Below are 13,885 nucleotides of genomic sequence, written 5' to 3'. Positions count from 1 at the left end.
AGGGTGACGGGAACGGAGGTGCGATCATGACGGCAGAAGGCGCCGCGGGCGAGACATACGAGGGCGTGCTGCTCGACGAGCCGACCACGGCCGACCTACGGGCCAAGGTCACCCAGGCCTGGCGTGAGTTCGCCAGTGCCCTGGCCGGGCTGTTGCCGACGCTGGCCCCGGGGTCGTATGTCGATCTCACCCTCGATCCCACCGCCTCCGGCACCGGCACCGCGGTCTACTCGGTTAGCATCCGGGTCCTGGCCGACGGCGTCGTCGAGGCGCTCGCGGTCGGCAACGCGGCGCTCCCGCAGGAGTATCGGATGGATCGCGCCGCCGTCGCCGACCTGGTCGCGCTCGGCTGGTCGCCGCCGGGGGTGCTGGCCGGGTCCGGTGACTCGTTCGGCATGCGCACCGCTCAGGACAAGGTCGGCGCGCTGGCCACCGCCGTCACCCGGACGCTGCGTGACGTCTACGGCGCCCCGCACCCCGCCTTCCTGGTCTATCTGGTGCACGACGACGAGGACGAGCCGATCGACGCGAGTCCGCTGGGTACCGCGCGGCACGAGCCGAGCATCGAGATCGCCCTCGACGCGCTCGACGACGAGGACGCGCTGAACCGTGCTCTCGCCGGCGTCACCGAGGACGTGGTCCCGCTGGACGAGCGGGTCCGCACGGTCGTCGCCACCATGTCCAAGACCACGATCGACCAGCTCCAGGTGGACGCCGACGGTGACATCGGCATCCGGGCCGGCTCGGCGATGGTCTTCGTCCGGGTGCGCGACAACCCGCCGCTGGTCGACGTCTTCTCGCCCATCCTGACCGAGGTCGAGCCGACCGAGCAGCTCTACGTGAAGCTGTCCGAGTTGACCAACCGCATGCCGATCGGCCGCCTCTACTGCGCGCAGGACACGGTGTGGGCGTCGATCCCGGTGTTCGGCCGCAACTTCCAGGCGATCCACCTGATGCTGGCGGTGCAGGTGATGACCGGGCTCGCCGACGAGCTCGATGACCGGCTGCACGGCGAGTTCGGTGGCAAGCGCTTCTTCGGTGAGGGCGACAAGCCGGCCGCGCCGAAGGCCGAGGAGGACGAGGGCCACCGCCCGGGGATGTACCTCTAGGGGTTGCCCGCGGGGATCGCGGCCGGGGTCTCGACCAGCCGCGACAGGACCACCATGCTGCGGGTCGAGGTCACGAACGGCTCGGCCCGCAACCGCTCCAGCGCCTGCTCCAGGTGCCCGATGTCGGCCGCCCGCAGGTGCACGAGCGCATCCGCCTGCCCGGAGACCGTGTAGGCGCCGACCACCTCGGGATGCCGCCGGGTGGCCACGGTGATCTGTGCCGGTGTGGTCCGCCCGGTGCAGAACAGCTCGACGAACGCCTCGGTGGTCCATCCGACCGCGGACGGCTCGATGACGGCCGTGAATCCCTTGATCACGCCACTGGATCGAAGTCGGTCGACACGCCTTTTCACCGCGGGGGCGGACAGCGAGACCTTGGCGCCGATCTCGGCATACGAAGCGCGGGCATCGGCGACGAGTAACGCAACGATTCGCTGGTCGACGGCGTCCATCTGCAACGATTCGCCTCCGAGGAGCAAGATTTAGAGCTGTTTGCTGCAACGCAGCCTACCTACTCTTTAACCTCATGAGCTACACGGAGCGCTTGCCGCGAAACAGGACATATCTGATGTGTCCCCCTGAGCATTTCACGGTCGAGTACGCCATCAACCCCTGGATGGACACCACTGTCGCGGTCGACTCCGGCCTCGCGCTGAAGCAGTGGGAGCAACTCCGCACCACGCTCGTCAACCTCGGTCACGTCGTGCACGTCCTCGACCCCGAGCCCGGCCTGCCGGACATGGTCTACTCGGCGAACGGGGCCTTCTCCGTCGACGGCACCGTCTACGGCGCCCGGTTCAAGTACCCGCAGCGGTCCGCCGAGGCCCTCGCGCACCAGGCGTTCTACCTGGCCGCCGAGAGTTGGCGGTTCGTGGCTCCGGAGCAGGTCAACGAGGGTGAGGGCGACTTCGCGTACCTGCCTGGCGCCTACGGTGGCATCGTCCTGGCGGGCTACGGGTTCCGTACCGACCCGGCTGCGCACGCCGAGGCCCAGGAGGCGCTCGGCCGGCCGGTGGTCTCGCTCCGGCTGGTCGACCCGGCTTTCTACCACCTGGACACCGCGCTCGCCGCCCTCGACGACCGGCACGTCACCTACTACCCGGGCGCCTTCTCGCCGGCCTCTCAGCGGGTGCTCGCCCAGCTCTTCCCGGACGCCGTTCTCGCCGACCGGGAGGACGCCGAAGCCTTCGGCCTGAACCTCGTCAGCGATGGCCGGCACGTGATTCTCAACACGGAGGCAGTGGCCATGGGACACAAGGTGCGAGACGCCGGATATCTGCCCGTCCACGTGGATCTGTCCGAGCTGAAGCGCGGCGGTGGGAGCGTCAAGTGCGCCGTCGCCGAACTACGGCCCTGAAGCGCACCGACCACACGAGCATCGCTCGAAGCCGTGCGCAAAGATGGATCGCATGACCGACGACACCCGCACCACTGAGCACAAGGAAGACGGCTCCGTCATCGTCGTGGGCCCCGACGGCCGCCCGATGGGCACGGTCGAGGCGGACGGCTCCCTGACTCCGGAGGAGCCGGGCAACCTCATCGAGCAGCCGGCGAAGGTCATGCGCATCGGCAGCATGATCAAGCAGCTGCTCGAAGAGGTGCGGGCCGCTCCGCTCGACGAGGCCAGCCGCGGCCGGCTGCGGGAGATCCACCAGCGTTCCATCACCGAGCTCGAGGACGGTCTCGCCCCCGAGCTGCGCGAGGAGCTCGAGCGCCTCTCCCTCCCGTTCGAGGGCGAGACCCCGCCGAGCGAGTCCGAGCTGCGCATCGCCCAGGCCCAGCTGGTCGGCTGGCTGGAGGGGCTCTTCCACGGCATCCAGGCCGCGCTCGTCGCCCAGCAGATGGCCGCGCGCCTCCAGCTCGAGCAGATGCGCGGCGGCGTCCCCGGACGCCCGGCACTGCCGATGGGCGGCGTCATCCCCGGCAAGCAGGGCCAGTCCGACATTCTGGGAAATACAGGACAATACCTCTGATTCGGTACGGACGACACCGCCCTTCGCCGATTCCTCCCGTCCCGTAGCTCCCCCGCGACGTCCGCGGCGGTCCCGACCGCAGCGCGCCCGCCGGGCTGATGCGTCGGCCCACCGCAGCCCACTGCCGCCAAGGCTACGCCAGCCGTAGGAGCTGTCCTCGCCGAGCCGAAACAGCCGGTCGCGGTGCTGTATCGAGCCGAGACCCCGGCCGGCTGTGAGCGCTGTGTTCGGCCCGCTGGGACAGTTCTGAAGGGGCAGCCGAATACCGGGTTGCCTGCGGTCCGGGAGCGCGGGGCGCGTTGCGGTCGGAACGGCGTGCGCAGGCTGCGGCTGTCGCATGAGCCCGGCGGGCGCGCTGCGGTCGGGACCACAGCGGACGTCGCGCGGTAGCTACGGGACGGCGTGCGCAGGCTGCGGCTGTCGCATGAGCCCGGCGGGCGCGCTGCGGTCGGGACCACAGCGGACGTCGCGCGGTAGCTACGGGACGGCGTGCGCAGGCTGCGGCCGTCGCATGAGCCCGGCGGCCGCGCTGCGATCAGGACCGCCGCGGACGTCGCGCGGCAGCTACGGGACGGGGTAGTGCCGCGAAGGGCGGCCCCACCCGTACCGAACGGTCAGAGGTTGAACAGGGACGAGAGGTATTCGGCGACGCCGTCGGCATCGTTGGTGCCGGTGACGTCGTCGGCGACCGCGCGGAGCGCCGGATGGGCGTTGCCGACCGCGACGCCGCGACCGGCCCAGCTCAGCAGCGGAATGTCGTTGGGCATGTCGCCGAAGGCGACGACCTGGTCGGCGGTGATGCCTTCCTGCTCGCAATACCAGGCGAGGCCGGCCGCTTTCGTGACCCCGGCCGCCGAGATCTCGACGAGCGCGGACGACGACGACCGGGTGGCCTCGGCCCGGTCACCGAGCGCATGGCTGACAAGCTCCAGGAAGTCGTCGGGATCGGCGGTCGACGAGCGGGCCAGCAGCTTGACCGCTGGCGCCGAGGTCAGCTCCTCCGGCGCGGCGATCACCCGGACCCGGTGGTCGTGCTCCCACCGGATCGTCCACGTGTCCTCGTGGAGGAAGGCGCGCCCGTCCTCCACCTCGACGGCCAGGGAGATGTCCGGCACGGTGTCACGCAGCGTCTTGGTGACCTCGAGCAGCAGCTCGACCGGGAGGGGCGACGCGCGCACGACGGAGTCGGTGTGTGGGTCGTAGATCACCGCGCCGTTGGCGCAGACGGCGGGCAGCGGTGCCGGCAACTGGTCGTAGAGCTGGCCGAGCCAGCGCAGCGGACGGCCGGTCACCACGACCACCGGGACCGGAACGCGGCCGAGGACGTCGAGCGTGCGCGGGCTGAGAACCCGCTCGCTGGTGATCAGCGTGCCGTCGATGTCGGATGCGACCAAACGAAAGGAACCCATCACCGCGACAATAGCCGGTCCAGATAGACCGCCACCCCGTCCTCGTCATTGGCGAGCGTCACATCGTCGGCCACCGCCAGCAGCGTCGGGTGGGCGTTGGCGACGGCCACCCGGCCCCAGCCGGCCCACGCGAACATCGGCAGGTCGTTGGGCATGTCACCGAAGACCAGGACGTCCGACGGGTCGACGCCGACGGACTCGGCCACCACCGACAGGCCGGTGCCCTTGTCGACGCCGGCCGGGCAGATCTCCACGTAGTCGAGGCCGGCCTGGGTGACGGTCGCCAGGTCCGGCGGCACCACCCGATGTGCCAGCTCCAGCAGCGTGTCGACGTCGAGCGCGAACGACCGCGCGAACGCCTTGATCACCTCGCCGGACAGGCACTCGGCGCGGGTCTTCGACTCGACGGTGACCGGGTAGCGCCAGGTCGGGTCGTAGTCGCCCCAGAGCGGGGAGTCGTCGTGCTCCAGAGCCTCGAACATGACCGACAGCGGGCCGGCCACCGACTCCAGCGCGCCGAGCGCGTCACCGAGGGCCCGGCCGGGCAGGCGGGCCTGGCGCAGGTAGCGGGAGTCCTCGAGGTCGAGCACCCAGCCGCCCTGGGCCAGCACCAGGAAGTCGGCGACACGGATGTCGTTGCGGGTGAGCGAGGTGAGACGCGGGCCTCGGCCGGTGGCGGCGACGATCCGGATGCCGGCGGCCCGGACCCGGTCGAGGACCTGATGGGTGTACGCCGAGACGGTGTCGTCACTGCGGACGAGAGTGCCGTCCAGGTCGGTGGCGATCAGCTTGGGGAGCCCAGGCTTCATCGAGACCTCCGTGGGTCGACTGACCCCCGCGGAGGGCGGAAGGAGAACGGTACACCCGATCGGCTACCAGCATCTATGACAACTGGTAGCCGATCGGTAGCCGCTCGATTAAGCCGGTTCGAGCACGTCCCGGCCGCCGAGGAACGGCTGGAGCGCCTTGGGCACCCGCACCGACCCGTCCGGCTGCTGGTGGTTCTCCAGGATCGGGATCAGCCAGCGGGTCGTCGCGAGGGTCCCGTTGAGGGTCGCGGCGGTCTGCGGCTTGCCGTTCTCGTCCCGGTACCGCACGTTGAGGCGCCGGGCCTGGAACGTGGTGGTGTTCGACGTCGAGGTGACCTCCCGATACCGCTGCTGCGACGGCACCCACGCCTCACAGTCGAACTTGCGGACCGCGCTCGACCCGAGGTCGCCGGCCGCCACGTCGATCACCCGGTATGGGATTTCGACCTTGGCCAGCATCTCCTCCTCCATGGCGAGCAGGCGCTGGTGCTCCTCGGCGGCGTCCTCCGGGCGGCAGAACGAGAACATCTCCACCTTGTCGAACTGGTGCACGCGCAGGATGCCCCGCACGTCCTTGCCGTGCGACCCGGCTTCCCGGCGGTAACACGACGACCAGCCGGCGTAGCGGCGCGGCCCGTCCAGGTCGAGGATCTCGTTCGAGTGGTACGCCGCGAGCGCTACCTCCGACGTGCCGACCAGGTAGAGGTCGTCGGCCTCCAGCCGGTAGACCTCACTGGCGTGGGCGCCCAGGTAACCGGTGCCCTCCATCGACTCGGGGCGCACCAGGGTCGGCGTGATCGACGGGATGAACCCGTGCTCGACCGCCTGTTGGATGGCCAGCTGCAGCATGCCGAGCTGGAGCAGCGCGCCCACCCCGGTCAGGAAGTAGAAGCGCGACCCGGACACCTTCGCGCCACGCTCGGTGTCGATCGCGCGCAGCGCCTCGCCGATCTCCAGGTGGTCTTTCGGGTTGTCGATCCGCGGGATGTCGCCGACCTCGCGGAGCACGACGAAGTCGTCCTCGCCCCCGGGCGGCGCGCCCTCCACCACGTTCGACACGGTGAGGTGTGCCCGCCGCAGGGCCTGCTCCGCCTCGCTCGCGGCGGCCTCGGCCGCCTTCACTTCAACGGCGAGATCCTTGGTACGGGCAAGCAGCGCCGCCCGCTCGTCCCCGGAAGCCTTCGCGACCTCCTTGCCGATGGACTTCTGCTCGGCCCGGACGGTCTCGAACCGCTGGGTGGCGGCCCGGCGCTCCTCGTCGGCACTCAGCAGAGCATCCACGAGCTCGGTGGACTCACCGCGCAGCCGCTGGCTGGCGCGGATCAGGTCGGGGTCTTCACGAAGCAGACGCAGGTCAATCACGGTTGTCGAGCCTACCGGCGTCCGGGTCCGGTCATCACCCGGATATCCCCCGGTGTCACGATCGGTGCGGCTGGTCCAGCTCACCGGGGTGGCCCGCGAACGGCGTGGCCGGTGTGATGGTCATCTCCAGCACGTCATCGGCCACGGTGGCCGGCGGCTCCCGGTAGGCCGGAAGGGACCGCGCGGACATGCCGAGCGCGCCGAGCGCGAGACCGGCGGCAGCCGCCGCGCACCACAGGCCCCGGCCGAGCGTGATCCGAACCACCTCCACGCCGGACGACTCGACGAACCCGAACGGGTCCGCGAGCTGCAGACTGGCGCCGCTCAACCGGTGCGTCAGCGAGAGGACCAGCGCGAGCAGGACGCCGCCGACAGCGAAACCGGCGACCCTCGCGTACGCCCGGCCGGGCGCCGGACCGGACAGGGTGAGCGCGACCGCCACCGCCAGGAGCAGCAACCCGGCCAGATAGCCGGCCCCCATCGGGCCGAGGGACATCAGGTCGGCCGTGAGCACCCGGTCCTCGGCGAGCGTCTCGCCCTCGGTGCTCACGACGTTCATGTATTTGACCGTCGTCGCCTGCCACTCGGAGACCAGCGAGCCGAAGGCCGCGACCCCGCCGAGACCGGCGGCCAGCCACGGCAGCCGCCGGTCTCGCCCCAGGTCACGAAAGATCGCCCGCCGGGGTTTCTCCGTGCCGCCGAAAGCGATGACCGACTCCTCCATGCCGTCCATGATGAACCCCTGGCCCGGTCTGCGAACCAACGGGCGGCATATCGGATAGCGTTCTGCACATGCCTATTCGTTCTTCTTCAGCCCGCTGGGAAGGGAACCTCACCGAGGGTTCCGGCACCGTCAAGACCGGCAAGGGTGGCCTCTCCGGCGCCTACTCGTTCAAGTCGCGTTTCGAGGAGGGCGAGGGGACCAACCCCGAGGAACTGATCGCGGCCGCGCACGCCGGCTGCTACTCGATGGCCTTCTCCAAGGGCCTCGCCGACGCCGGCTTCACGCCGACCTCGGTGGAGACCGTGGCGAAGGTCCACCTGGACAAGACCGACGCCGGGTTCGGCGTCTCCCGCATCGACCTGGAGACCGTCGGCGATGTCCCCGGCATCGACGACGCACAGTTCCAGGAGCTCGCCGAGGCGGCCAAGGAGAACTGCCCGATCTCGCGGCTGCTGAAGCCGGGCGCCGAGATCAGCCTGGTCGCGAAGCTCGCCTGACCCTCGCCCGGCGCGGCCGGGAGTGGCCGCGCCGGGACCCGGGCACAATGGTTGTGTGCCGGTCGATATGAGTCCTGAACGCTTCGAGGAGTTGGTGGGCGAGGCGCTCGACGAGGTGCCCGTCGAGCTGATGTCGCTCATGAACAACGTGGTCTTCCTGGTCGAGGATCTGCCGCCGGGCGGTGGCGACGACCTTCTCGGGCTGTATGAGGGGACCGCGCTGACCGATCGCGGCTGGGACTACGCCGGCGCGCTGCCCGACCGGATCACCATCTTCCGGCTGCCCACGCTCAAGATGTGCGACTCCGAGGAGGACGTGGTCGACGAGGTGGCCGTGACTGTCGTCCACGAGATCGCCCACCATTTCGGCATCGACGACCAGCGTCTGCACGACCTCGGCTGGGGCTGATTCCGGCGCCCGTGCTTGTCGGGCGGTCCTACCCTCGACGGCATGCGCAGCGAACTCTTCTCAGCTGACAACTTGGAGAAAGAGCACAGCCAGCCGGGTCTGCGGCTGCAGAACTCCAAGCTCCTCAAGGCCGAGCTGAACGGTGAATTCCTGGCCCGGACCGGGTCGATGGTCGCCTACCAGGGGCAGGTGACGTTCGAGGCGCTCGGCTCCGGCGGCCTCGGGAAGTTCCTCAAGCAGAAACTGACCGGCGAGGGTGTCCCGCTGATGCGGATCCGCGGCAACGGCGACGTCTTCCTCGCCGAGAACGCGGCCGACATCCACCTGATCGACCTGGAGCCCGGCGACGCCCTCTCCATCAACGGGGCGAACGTGCTGGCCTTCGACTCGACGCTCAACTACGACATCAGGATGGTCCAGGGCGCCGGCATGTTCTCCAGCGCCGGCCTGTTCAACTGCGTCTTCAGCGGGCACGGCCGGATCGCGGTCACCACCCGGGGCACGCCCGTGGTGCTCAACGTCGACCAGCCCACCTACGTCGACCCACAGGCCGCCATCGCGTGGTCGGCGAGCCTGCAGACGGGTTTCCACAAGGCCGAGCAGTTCAACCTCGGCACCCTGCTGGGCCGCAGCACCGGCGAGCGTTTCACGATGAGTTTCGCCGGTCAGGGCTTCGTCATCGTCCAGCCGTCCGAGGAGCCGCCCGGCGGCCTGGTCCGCGTGGCCGAGAAGAAGTCCGGTGGCGGCGGCAGCATCCTGGGCGACCTCTTCGACGACTAGGGTCCCTTAGCCTCCGGTGCGCAGGCCCTCCAGCCAGGCCGCCGAGTCGGCGAAGTCGCGGTCGGACAGGCCCGGCGGCGCCGGCACCGGTGGCTCCGGCTGGAGGCGGTGCTTCGGGTAACTGCCGAGGAACCGGACCTCCGCGCAGATACGCCGCAGGCCCTGCAGGGCCTCGCCGACGCGGGCCTCGGCCACGTGCCCGGTGCAGTCGAGGAAGAAGACATACGTCCCCAGCTGCTCCCCGGTCGGCCGGGACTCGATCCGGGACAGGTTGACACCGCGCACGGCCAGCTCGGTGAGCACCGCGAGGAGCGCGCCGACCTGGTCGTGCCGGATCGACACGGCCAGCGAGGTGACGTCGTCGCCGGTCGGCGTGGTCGGCGGCCCTGGCCGGGTGAGCAGGGCGAAGCGGGTGACCGCCTCGGCGCGGTCGGCCACCTTCTCGGCCAGCACGGTCAGATTGTTACGGCCCACCCCGATCGGCGCGCACAGGGCCGCGTCGTGCTCGCCGGCGGCCGCGCTGATCGCCGCCGCCGCGTTGGAGAGCACGTCGACGACGATCGCGTCCGGCACGTTGGCCTGCAGCCAGCGCCGGCACTGGGCGGACGCCTGCGGGTGCGCGGCGACCGAGCGGATCGCGGCGAGGGGCGTCAGGGCGCGGGCGGCGAGCACGAACTCGACGGGCAGCAGCACCTCCCGCGTGATCATCAGCGGGCTGCCGGTGATCAGCTCGTCGAGGGTGACCGGGACGGCGCCGCCCACCGAATTCTCCAGGGGGACGAGCGCGGCGTCGGCCTCGCCGGCCCGGACCGCCTCGAGGGCCTCGGGAACACTGCGCGCGGGGGTACGGACACCGCGCTCAGCCGCGGGAATGGTGCGCAGGGCCGCTTCGGTGAAGGTGCCCTCGGGACCGAGGTAGGCGAAGCGCGTGGGCGGCGTACCGGGCATTCCCGGAAGTCTAGTCAACCGGCGGTCCCGAGAGTCCGGTCGACCTCAGGAACCGCAGGCCATCGCCCTGATCCCGGCGGGCGCACGCGTCTTCACCGTCGGGTTGCACACGTCGGTGCCCACGGTGACCAGCGTGAGCGTCGCCCCGGTGCCGGTGGCGACCACGAACAGCGGCTCGGCCCCGGTCATCCCGACCGTGGCGAAGCTCCAGCCGCTCGCACAATACGGCCCGTCCAGCACGCTGACGTTCTCGTCCGGCACGGCGGGACTGCTCTCGGCCAGGGTGACGATCTGCGCGGCGGTCGGCTCCCCGGAGCAGCGGGGAGCGTAGGACGGCGTCGGCCCGGTCGTGGTGGTCGGCGGTGTGGTCGTCGGCCGGACCGTCGGGGGTGTCGGATACGTGTACGTGCTCGTCGGATACGGGTACGACGGGGTGGCCACCGGCGGCGGTGAGTAGATCGACGGCGGCGGCAGGCCACCGGCCGGGACGCTGCCCGCGGGCAGGCTGCCACCGGCGCGCGGCAGCGGCGGCGAGGCCGGCAGTTCCTCGGGCGGGGCGCCGCAGGCACTCAGCAGCAGCAGGCCGGCGGCCAGCGGGAGCAGACGTGTGCGGGGGGACACGCGCTCATGGTAGGAGCGAAATCGTCAGCTGGCGATCCGGTGCCCGGCCGCGGTCAACGTGTTGACCGCCTCGGTCAGCCGCACCGTCGGCACGAGCAGATAGTCGGTGTCGAAGGTCGAGAAGGTGACGATGTTGACCCGAGCCTCGGCGAGCGGCCCGACCAGAGACGCGAGCACGCCGGTCATGGCCAGCGTGAGGTCGGCCACGCGCAGACATCGCCACGCCGTGTCGACCTCCGCGTCCGCCGGCACCCGGTCGTTGGGGCAGATGACCGAGAGCTCGTCGACACCCCACGTCACCGAGATGACGCTCTTGTCGTCCGGACCTGCGGTCAGCGAGGCGGGCAGGGTGGAACCGGCCGGAAGCCGACACACCGCGTATTCACCCGGTAACAGGTCTAGATCGAGCATGTTCGCAGACTACGTTGCGGATCTGTAACGTCCAACGGTTGCCACGTGCGGCAAAGGACACACCGTACGGAACAAAAGGGACGTCAGTACCGTACCGGGGACAGGAAGGTCAGTGTCCCGCCGACCCGGTCGCCGGCCATCAGCGGAGTCGAGATCGCGTCGACGGTCAGCGGGGCCTCACCCTCGCCCGGGACGACCCGGATCAGGCCACGGGCCAGCCGCTCACTGCGCAGGGCGAGCAGTGGCGGGATGTTCTCCGCCTCCGGGTCCTCCAAGCGGCCGGCGCCCGCGGTGAAGTCGATGAGGTGCACCGCGGCGTTCAGCCGGCGGCCGACCGCGTCGGCGGGCTTGCCCAGGCCGAGCAACTCGCTCCCGGATGGGGACACCGCGACTATCGAGCCCTCGACGTCGATCACCAGGCAGGGCTCGTCGGCCGCCGCGACCGTCATCGTCCAGCGCTCGACGCTGGTGATGAACTCGGCCTCCGACGGTGTCCGGGCCTGGGGGACGAACGCTCCCGAGAGGGAGAGCTCAACATGCGCCACCGGCTCCTCCTCGCTCCTCTTCACATCGCAGGGCCGGCGCAGAACGCCGGCCCGCGATGGCGTCGCAAGGAACGTTACCGGCGGCTCAGCCGCTTGTCAGCGGCCGTCTGTCCGTTGCTGTACGAAGAGTAGTTCGACCAGGTGCCCGGATGGTGGGCGACGGCGGACAGCTTGTTCGCCGTGGACGGGGAGATCTTGGCGCCACCGGCGATGAGCAGGCGGTCGAGCTCCTTGTCGGTGGAGACGAGGCAGTCCTTGGGCAGGCCGTGGACGCTGATCACGCCGTTGCCCACGAAGGTGAGCACGGCGGTCACCGGCACGTTGAGCCCGACCACGGAGGTGAGCGCCTTGGCGGCACGGCGGGCGTCCTTGCGGGCCTCCACCACGTACTCCGGGCGCTTCCCGTTGATCTGGACCACGTCTCCGGCGATCAGGACGCGGGACCGGCCGTGGTCGACCACGGTGACGGCGTAGACGCCGCCGGGGCCGATCGCGAGGAATCCGGCACGCTCGTCGGCCGGGTTGGGCTCGTAGTAGGCCTGCGAGACATCGGTCCGCGGCCAGTCCACGATGTGCCAGTTGGGCCCGAGACGGTCGAGCCTGGTGAGAGCGCGGGCTCCGGCGGCCTCGAGGCGGCGGACGCCACGCTCGGCGCGACGGCGGCGCGCCCACTCGGTGGGTGTGATGATGCGCGGCGGCTCGTCCACGAGAGAGGACGGATGCCTTCGGTCCACGGCTGTGGACGTTTGTGACGGCATGGGCAGCGCGGGGCGGGCGGGGAAGACAGTCACTGCGACCTCCGGCAAAAGGTCAATCGGGCTCTCTTTTCCAACTACCGTACGTGCTCGCGTCCCTACGGAACAGGGCGGTGGGTGGGAAAGAAAGGGGAATGAGTATGGATGAATGCCGCATTCACGACAACATCTTCTTTCGGATGGTGCATGTGCACCTTCCCAAGCTATCGCCCGCCCTCTGCCGATGCATGGCCGTCCCAAGATCTAGTCACAACGTCACGGCCCGATAGCGCTCGGTACGGACTAACGTCTGGCGTGTGTACGTCGACAGTGAAGTCAGCCGCCTCCGTACCGTACTGCTGCACCGTCCGTCAGGGGAACTCGCACGGCTCACACCACGGAACAACGATTCGCTCCTTTTCGATGGAATTCCATGGGTGAGCCGGGCACAGGAGGAGCACGACGCCTTCGCCGAGGCGCTCCGGAGTCGTGGGGTCGAGGTGCTCTACCTCGCCGACCTGCTCGCCGAGACCCTCACGCTGCCCGAGGCGCGGGCCGAGCTGACCGCCGGTGTCCTGTCCGCCCGCCGGCTCGGTGACTCGCTGCGTGCGGTCGTCGCCGGCTATCTGGCCGATCAGGAGCCCGGCCGACTGGGTGAGATCCTGGTCGCCGGCCTGGCCCACGAGGAGATCAAGTCGAGTGGCGGTCTGGTCTACGAGATGATGGACCGGCACGAGTTCGTCATCGATCCGCTGCCCAACCTGCTGTTCACCCGTGACTCGTCGGTGTGGGTGCGCGACCGGGTGGCGGTCACCAGCCTCGCGATGCGGGCCCGCCGCCGGGAGACCACCCTCACTCACGCGATCTACCGGCACCATCCCCGGTTCGCCGGCGCCGAGCTGCTCTTCGACCCGTCGCTGGAGCACGTCGAGGGCGGTGACGTGCTGGTCCTCGCGCCGGAGGTGCTCGCCATCGGCGTCGGCGAGCGGACCACCCCGGCCGGCGCCGAGCGGCTCGCCCAGCGGGTCATCGCGGCCGGCCTCGCGCACACCGTGCTGGCCGTGCCGATCGCGCAGGAACGCGCCACCATGCACCTGGACACCGTCTGCACCATGGTGGACGTCGACGCCGTGGTGATGTATCCGAATCTCGCCGACAGCCTGCGGGCGTGGACGATCACCGGCGACGGTGACGAACTGCGGGTCCGGCCGCCGCGCCCGTTCCTGGAGGCGGCCGCCGACGCGATGGGCATCGACCGGCTCCGGGTCATCGACACCGGCCTGGACCCGGTCACCGCCGAGCGGGAGCAGTGGGACGACGGCAACAACACCCTCGCCATCGCGCCCCGGCTCTGCGTCGCCTACGAACGCAACGTCGAGACCAACGCCCAGCTGGAGCGGGCCGGCATCGAGGTGGTCCGGATCAGCGGATCCGAGCTGGGCTCGGGCCGCGGCGGGCCACGCTGCATGAGCTGCCCCATCCAACGTGATCCACTGCGATGAAGATCAAGACCGGTTCGCGGGGTACGGCCGGAGCACCCGGCCGTACCCACGA

The 13,885-nt window shown here is 70.2% G+C and carries 17 protein-coding genes; 7 read left to right on the top strand and 10 right to left on the bottom strand.

All coding sequences use genetic code 11. The features are described 5' to 3' along the window. Nucleotides 1–26: 26 nt before the first annotated feature. Nucleotides 27–1,109: a T3SS (YopN, CesT) and YbjN peptide-binding chaperone 1 gene (locus BM290_RS41265; RefSeq protein ID WP_093621433.1), complete on the top strand. Its 1,083-nt coding sequence runs from the start codon at nt 27–29 to the stop codon at nt 1,107–1,109. Here the strand turns inward: BM290_RS41265 and BM290_RS41260 are convergent. Beyond that, entirely contained in the window at nt 1,106–1,567 is a 462-nt protein-coding gene (locus BM290_RS41260; RefSeq protein WP_093621432.1) for an Lrp/AsnC family transcriptional regulator, read from the bottom strand. The genes BM290_RS41265 and BM290_RS41260 overlap by 4 nt on opposite strands. Nucleotides 1,568–1,635: 68 nt before the next feature. Here BM290_RS41260 and ddaH point away from each other — a divergent pair, with 68 nt between their 5' ends. Continuing rightward, nucleotides 1,636–2,466, top strand: a complete 831-nt coding sequence (gene ddaH, locus BM290_RS41255; protein WP_093621431.1) for a dimethylargininase — start codon at nt 1,636–1,638, stop codon at nt 2,464–2,466. Between the two features lie 52 nt (nt 2,467–2,518). Further along, nucleotides 2,519–3,082 carry a bacterial proteasome activator family protein gene (locus BM290_RS41250; RefSeq protein WP_093621486.1) on the top strand — a complete coding sequence of 188 codons (564 nt, stop codon included), beginning with the start codon at nt 2,519–2,521 and terminating at the stop codon, nt 3,080–3,082. 614 nt (nt 3,083–3,696) lie between these two features. On the opposite strand, the gene BM290_RS41245 is transcribed toward BM290_RS41250, so the two are convergent. From BM290_RS41245 to BM290_RS41230, 4 genes are all read right to left on the bottom strand, one after another. Further along, a complete protein-coding gene (locus tag BM290_RS41245) occupies nt 3,697–4,491 on the bottom strand; it encodes an HAD family hydrolase (protein ID WP_093621430.1) in 795 nt (264 codons plus the stop codon). After that, complete coding sequence (locus tag BM290_RS41240; protein ID WP_093621429.1) at nt 4,491–5,300, bottom strand: HAD family hydrolase; 810 nt, start codon at nt 5,298–5,300, stop codon at nt 4,491–4,493. Before BM290_RS41240 ends, BM290_RS41245 begins: the two co-directional genes overlap by 1 nt. Nucleotides 5,301–5,408: 108 nt before the next feature. Continuing rightward, the gene (gene serS / locus BM290_RS41235; protein WP_093621485.1) at nt 5,409–6,662 is read right to left on the bottom strand and encodes a serine--tRNA ligase; all 1,254 of its coding nucleotides are present in this window, start codon (nt 6,660–6,662) and stop codon (nt 5,409–5,411) included. Nucleotides 6,663–6,717: 55 nt separating this feature from the next. Then, on the bottom strand, nt 6,718–7,386 hold the full coding sequence (locus BM290_RS41230) for a hypothetical protein (protein ID WP_143134127.1): 669 nt from the start codon (nt 7,384–7,386) through the stop codon (nt 6,718–6,720). A 68-nt stretch (nt 7,387–7,454) separates the two neighbouring features. On the opposite strand from BM290_RS41230, the gene BM290_RS41225 reads away from it, so the two are divergent. The 3 genes from BM290_RS41225 (at nt 7,455) to BM290_RS41215 (ending at nt 9,072) form a co-directional block, all read left to right on the top strand. Next, complete coding sequence (locus BM290_RS41225) at nt 7,455–7,883, top strand: OsmC family protein (RefSeq protein ID WP_093621427.1); 429 nt, start codon at nt 7,455–7,457, stop codon at nt 7,881–7,883. Between the two features lie 67 nt (nt 7,884–7,950). Beyond that, nucleotides 7,951–8,292, top strand: a complete 342-nt coding sequence (locus BM290_RS41220; protein WP_177320118.1) for a metallopeptidase family protein — start codon at nt 7,951–7,953, stop codon at nt 8,290–8,292. A 42-nt stretch (nt 8,293–8,334) separates the two neighbouring features. Continuing rightward, the gene (locus BM290_RS41215; protein ID WP_093621425.1) at nt 8,335–9,072 is read left to right on the top strand and encodes an AIM24 family protein; all 738 of its coding nucleotides are present in this window, start codon (nt 8,335–8,337) and stop codon (nt 9,070–9,072) included. A 6-nt stretch (nt 9,073–9,078) separates the two neighbouring features. On the opposite strand, the gene pheA is transcribed toward BM290_RS41215, so the two are convergent. The 5 genes from pheA to BM290_RS41190 all read right to left on the bottom strand — a co-directional run bounded on the left by pheA (nt 9,079) and on the right by BM290_RS41190 (nt 12,388). Then, nucleotides 9,079–10,020: a prephenate dehydratase gene (pheA, locus tag BM290_RS41210; protein WP_093621424.1), complete on the bottom strand. Its 942-nt coding sequence runs from the start codon at nt 10,018–10,020 to the stop codon at nt 9,079–9,081. A 45-nt stretch (nt 10,021–10,065) separates the two neighbouring features. Continuing rightward, nucleotides 10,066–10,641, bottom strand: coding sequence for a hypothetical protein (locus BM290_RS41205; protein ID WP_093621423.1), 576 nt, complete (start codon nt 10,639–10,641; stop codon nt 10,066–10,068). A gap of 24 nt (nt 10,642–10,665) precedes the next feature. Continuing rightward, entirely contained in the window at nt 10,666–11,052 is a 387-nt protein-coding gene (locus tag BM290_RS41200; protein ID WP_093621422.1) for an ACT domain-containing protein, read from the bottom strand. 83 nt (nt 11,053–11,135) lie between these two features. After that, nucleotides 11,136–11,597 (bottom strand): PAS domain-containing protein, encoded by a 462-nt coding sequence (locus BM290_RS41195; RefSeq protein ID WP_093621484.1) that lies wholly within the window; start codon nt 11,595–11,597, stop codon nt 11,136–11,138. 74 nt (nt 11,598–11,671) lie between these two features. Further along, entirely contained in the window at nt 11,672–12,388 is a 717-nt protein-coding gene (locus tag BM290_RS41190; protein ID WP_093621421.1) for a hypothetical protein, read from the bottom strand. 260 nt (nt 12,389–12,648) lie between these two features. Between BM290_RS41190 and BM290_RS41185 the strand changes: the two genes are divergently transcribed. After that, entirely contained in the window at nt 12,649–13,833 is a 1,185-nt protein-coding gene (locus BM290_RS41185) for an arginine deiminase (RefSeq protein WP_093621420.1), read from the top strand. Nucleotides 13,834–13,885: the final 52 nt, after the last annotated feature.

It is taken from the genome of Actinoplanes philippinensis (genome assembly GCF_900113015.1).
Taxonomy (GTDB): Bacteria; Actinomycetota; Actinomycetes; order Mycobacteriales; family Micromonosporaceae; genus Actinoplanes; species Actinoplanes philippinensis.
This window is presented reverse-complemented; position numbering and strand designations above follow the sequence as displayed.

Bases quoted from the DNA above. Each gene is read 5' to 3' on its own strand.
- BM290_RS41265 (WP_093621433.1), top strand. From the start codon at position 27: ATGACGGCAGAAGGCGCCGCGGGCGAGACATACGAGGGCGTGCTGCTC.
- ddaH (WP_093621431.1), top strand. From the start codon at position 1,636: ATGAGCTACACGGAGCGCTTGCCGCGAAACAGGACATATCTGATGTGT.
- BM290_RS41250 (WP_093621486.1), top strand. From the start codon at position 2,519: ATGACCGACGACACCCGCACCACTGAGCACAAGGAAGACGGCTCCGTC.
- BM290_RS41245 (WP_093621430.1), bottom strand. From the start codon at position 4,491: ATGGGTTCCTTTCGTTTGGTCGCATCCGACATCGACGGCACGCTGATC.
- BM290_RS41240 (WP_093621429.1), bottom strand. From the start codon at position 5,300: ATGAAGCCTGGGCTCCCCAAGCTGATCGCCACCGACCTGGACGGCACT.
- BM290_RS41230 (WP_143134127.1), bottom strand. From the start codon at position 7,386: ATGGAGGAGTCGGTCATCGCTTTCGGCGGCACGGAGAAACCCCGGCGG.
- BM290_RS41225 (WP_093621427.1), top strand. From the start codon at position 7,455: ATGCCTATTCGTTCTTCTTCAGCCCGCTGGGAAGGGAACCTCACCGAG.
- BM290_RS41220 (WP_177320118.1), top strand. From the start codon at position 7,951: ATGAGTCCTGAACGCTTCGAGGAGTTGGTGGGCGAGGCGCTCGACGAG.
- BM290_RS41215 (WP_093621425.1), top strand. From the start codon at position 8,335: ATGCGCAGCGAACTCTTCTCAGCTGACAACTTGGAGAAAGAGCACAGC.
- pheA (WP_093621424.1), bottom strand. From the start codon at position 10,020: ATGCCCGGTACGCCGCCCACGCGCTTCGCCTACCTCGGTCCCGAGGGC.
- BM290_RS41200 (WP_093621422.1), bottom strand. From the start codon at position 11,052: ATGCTCGATCTAGACCTGTTACCGGGTGAATACGCGGTGTGTCGGCTT.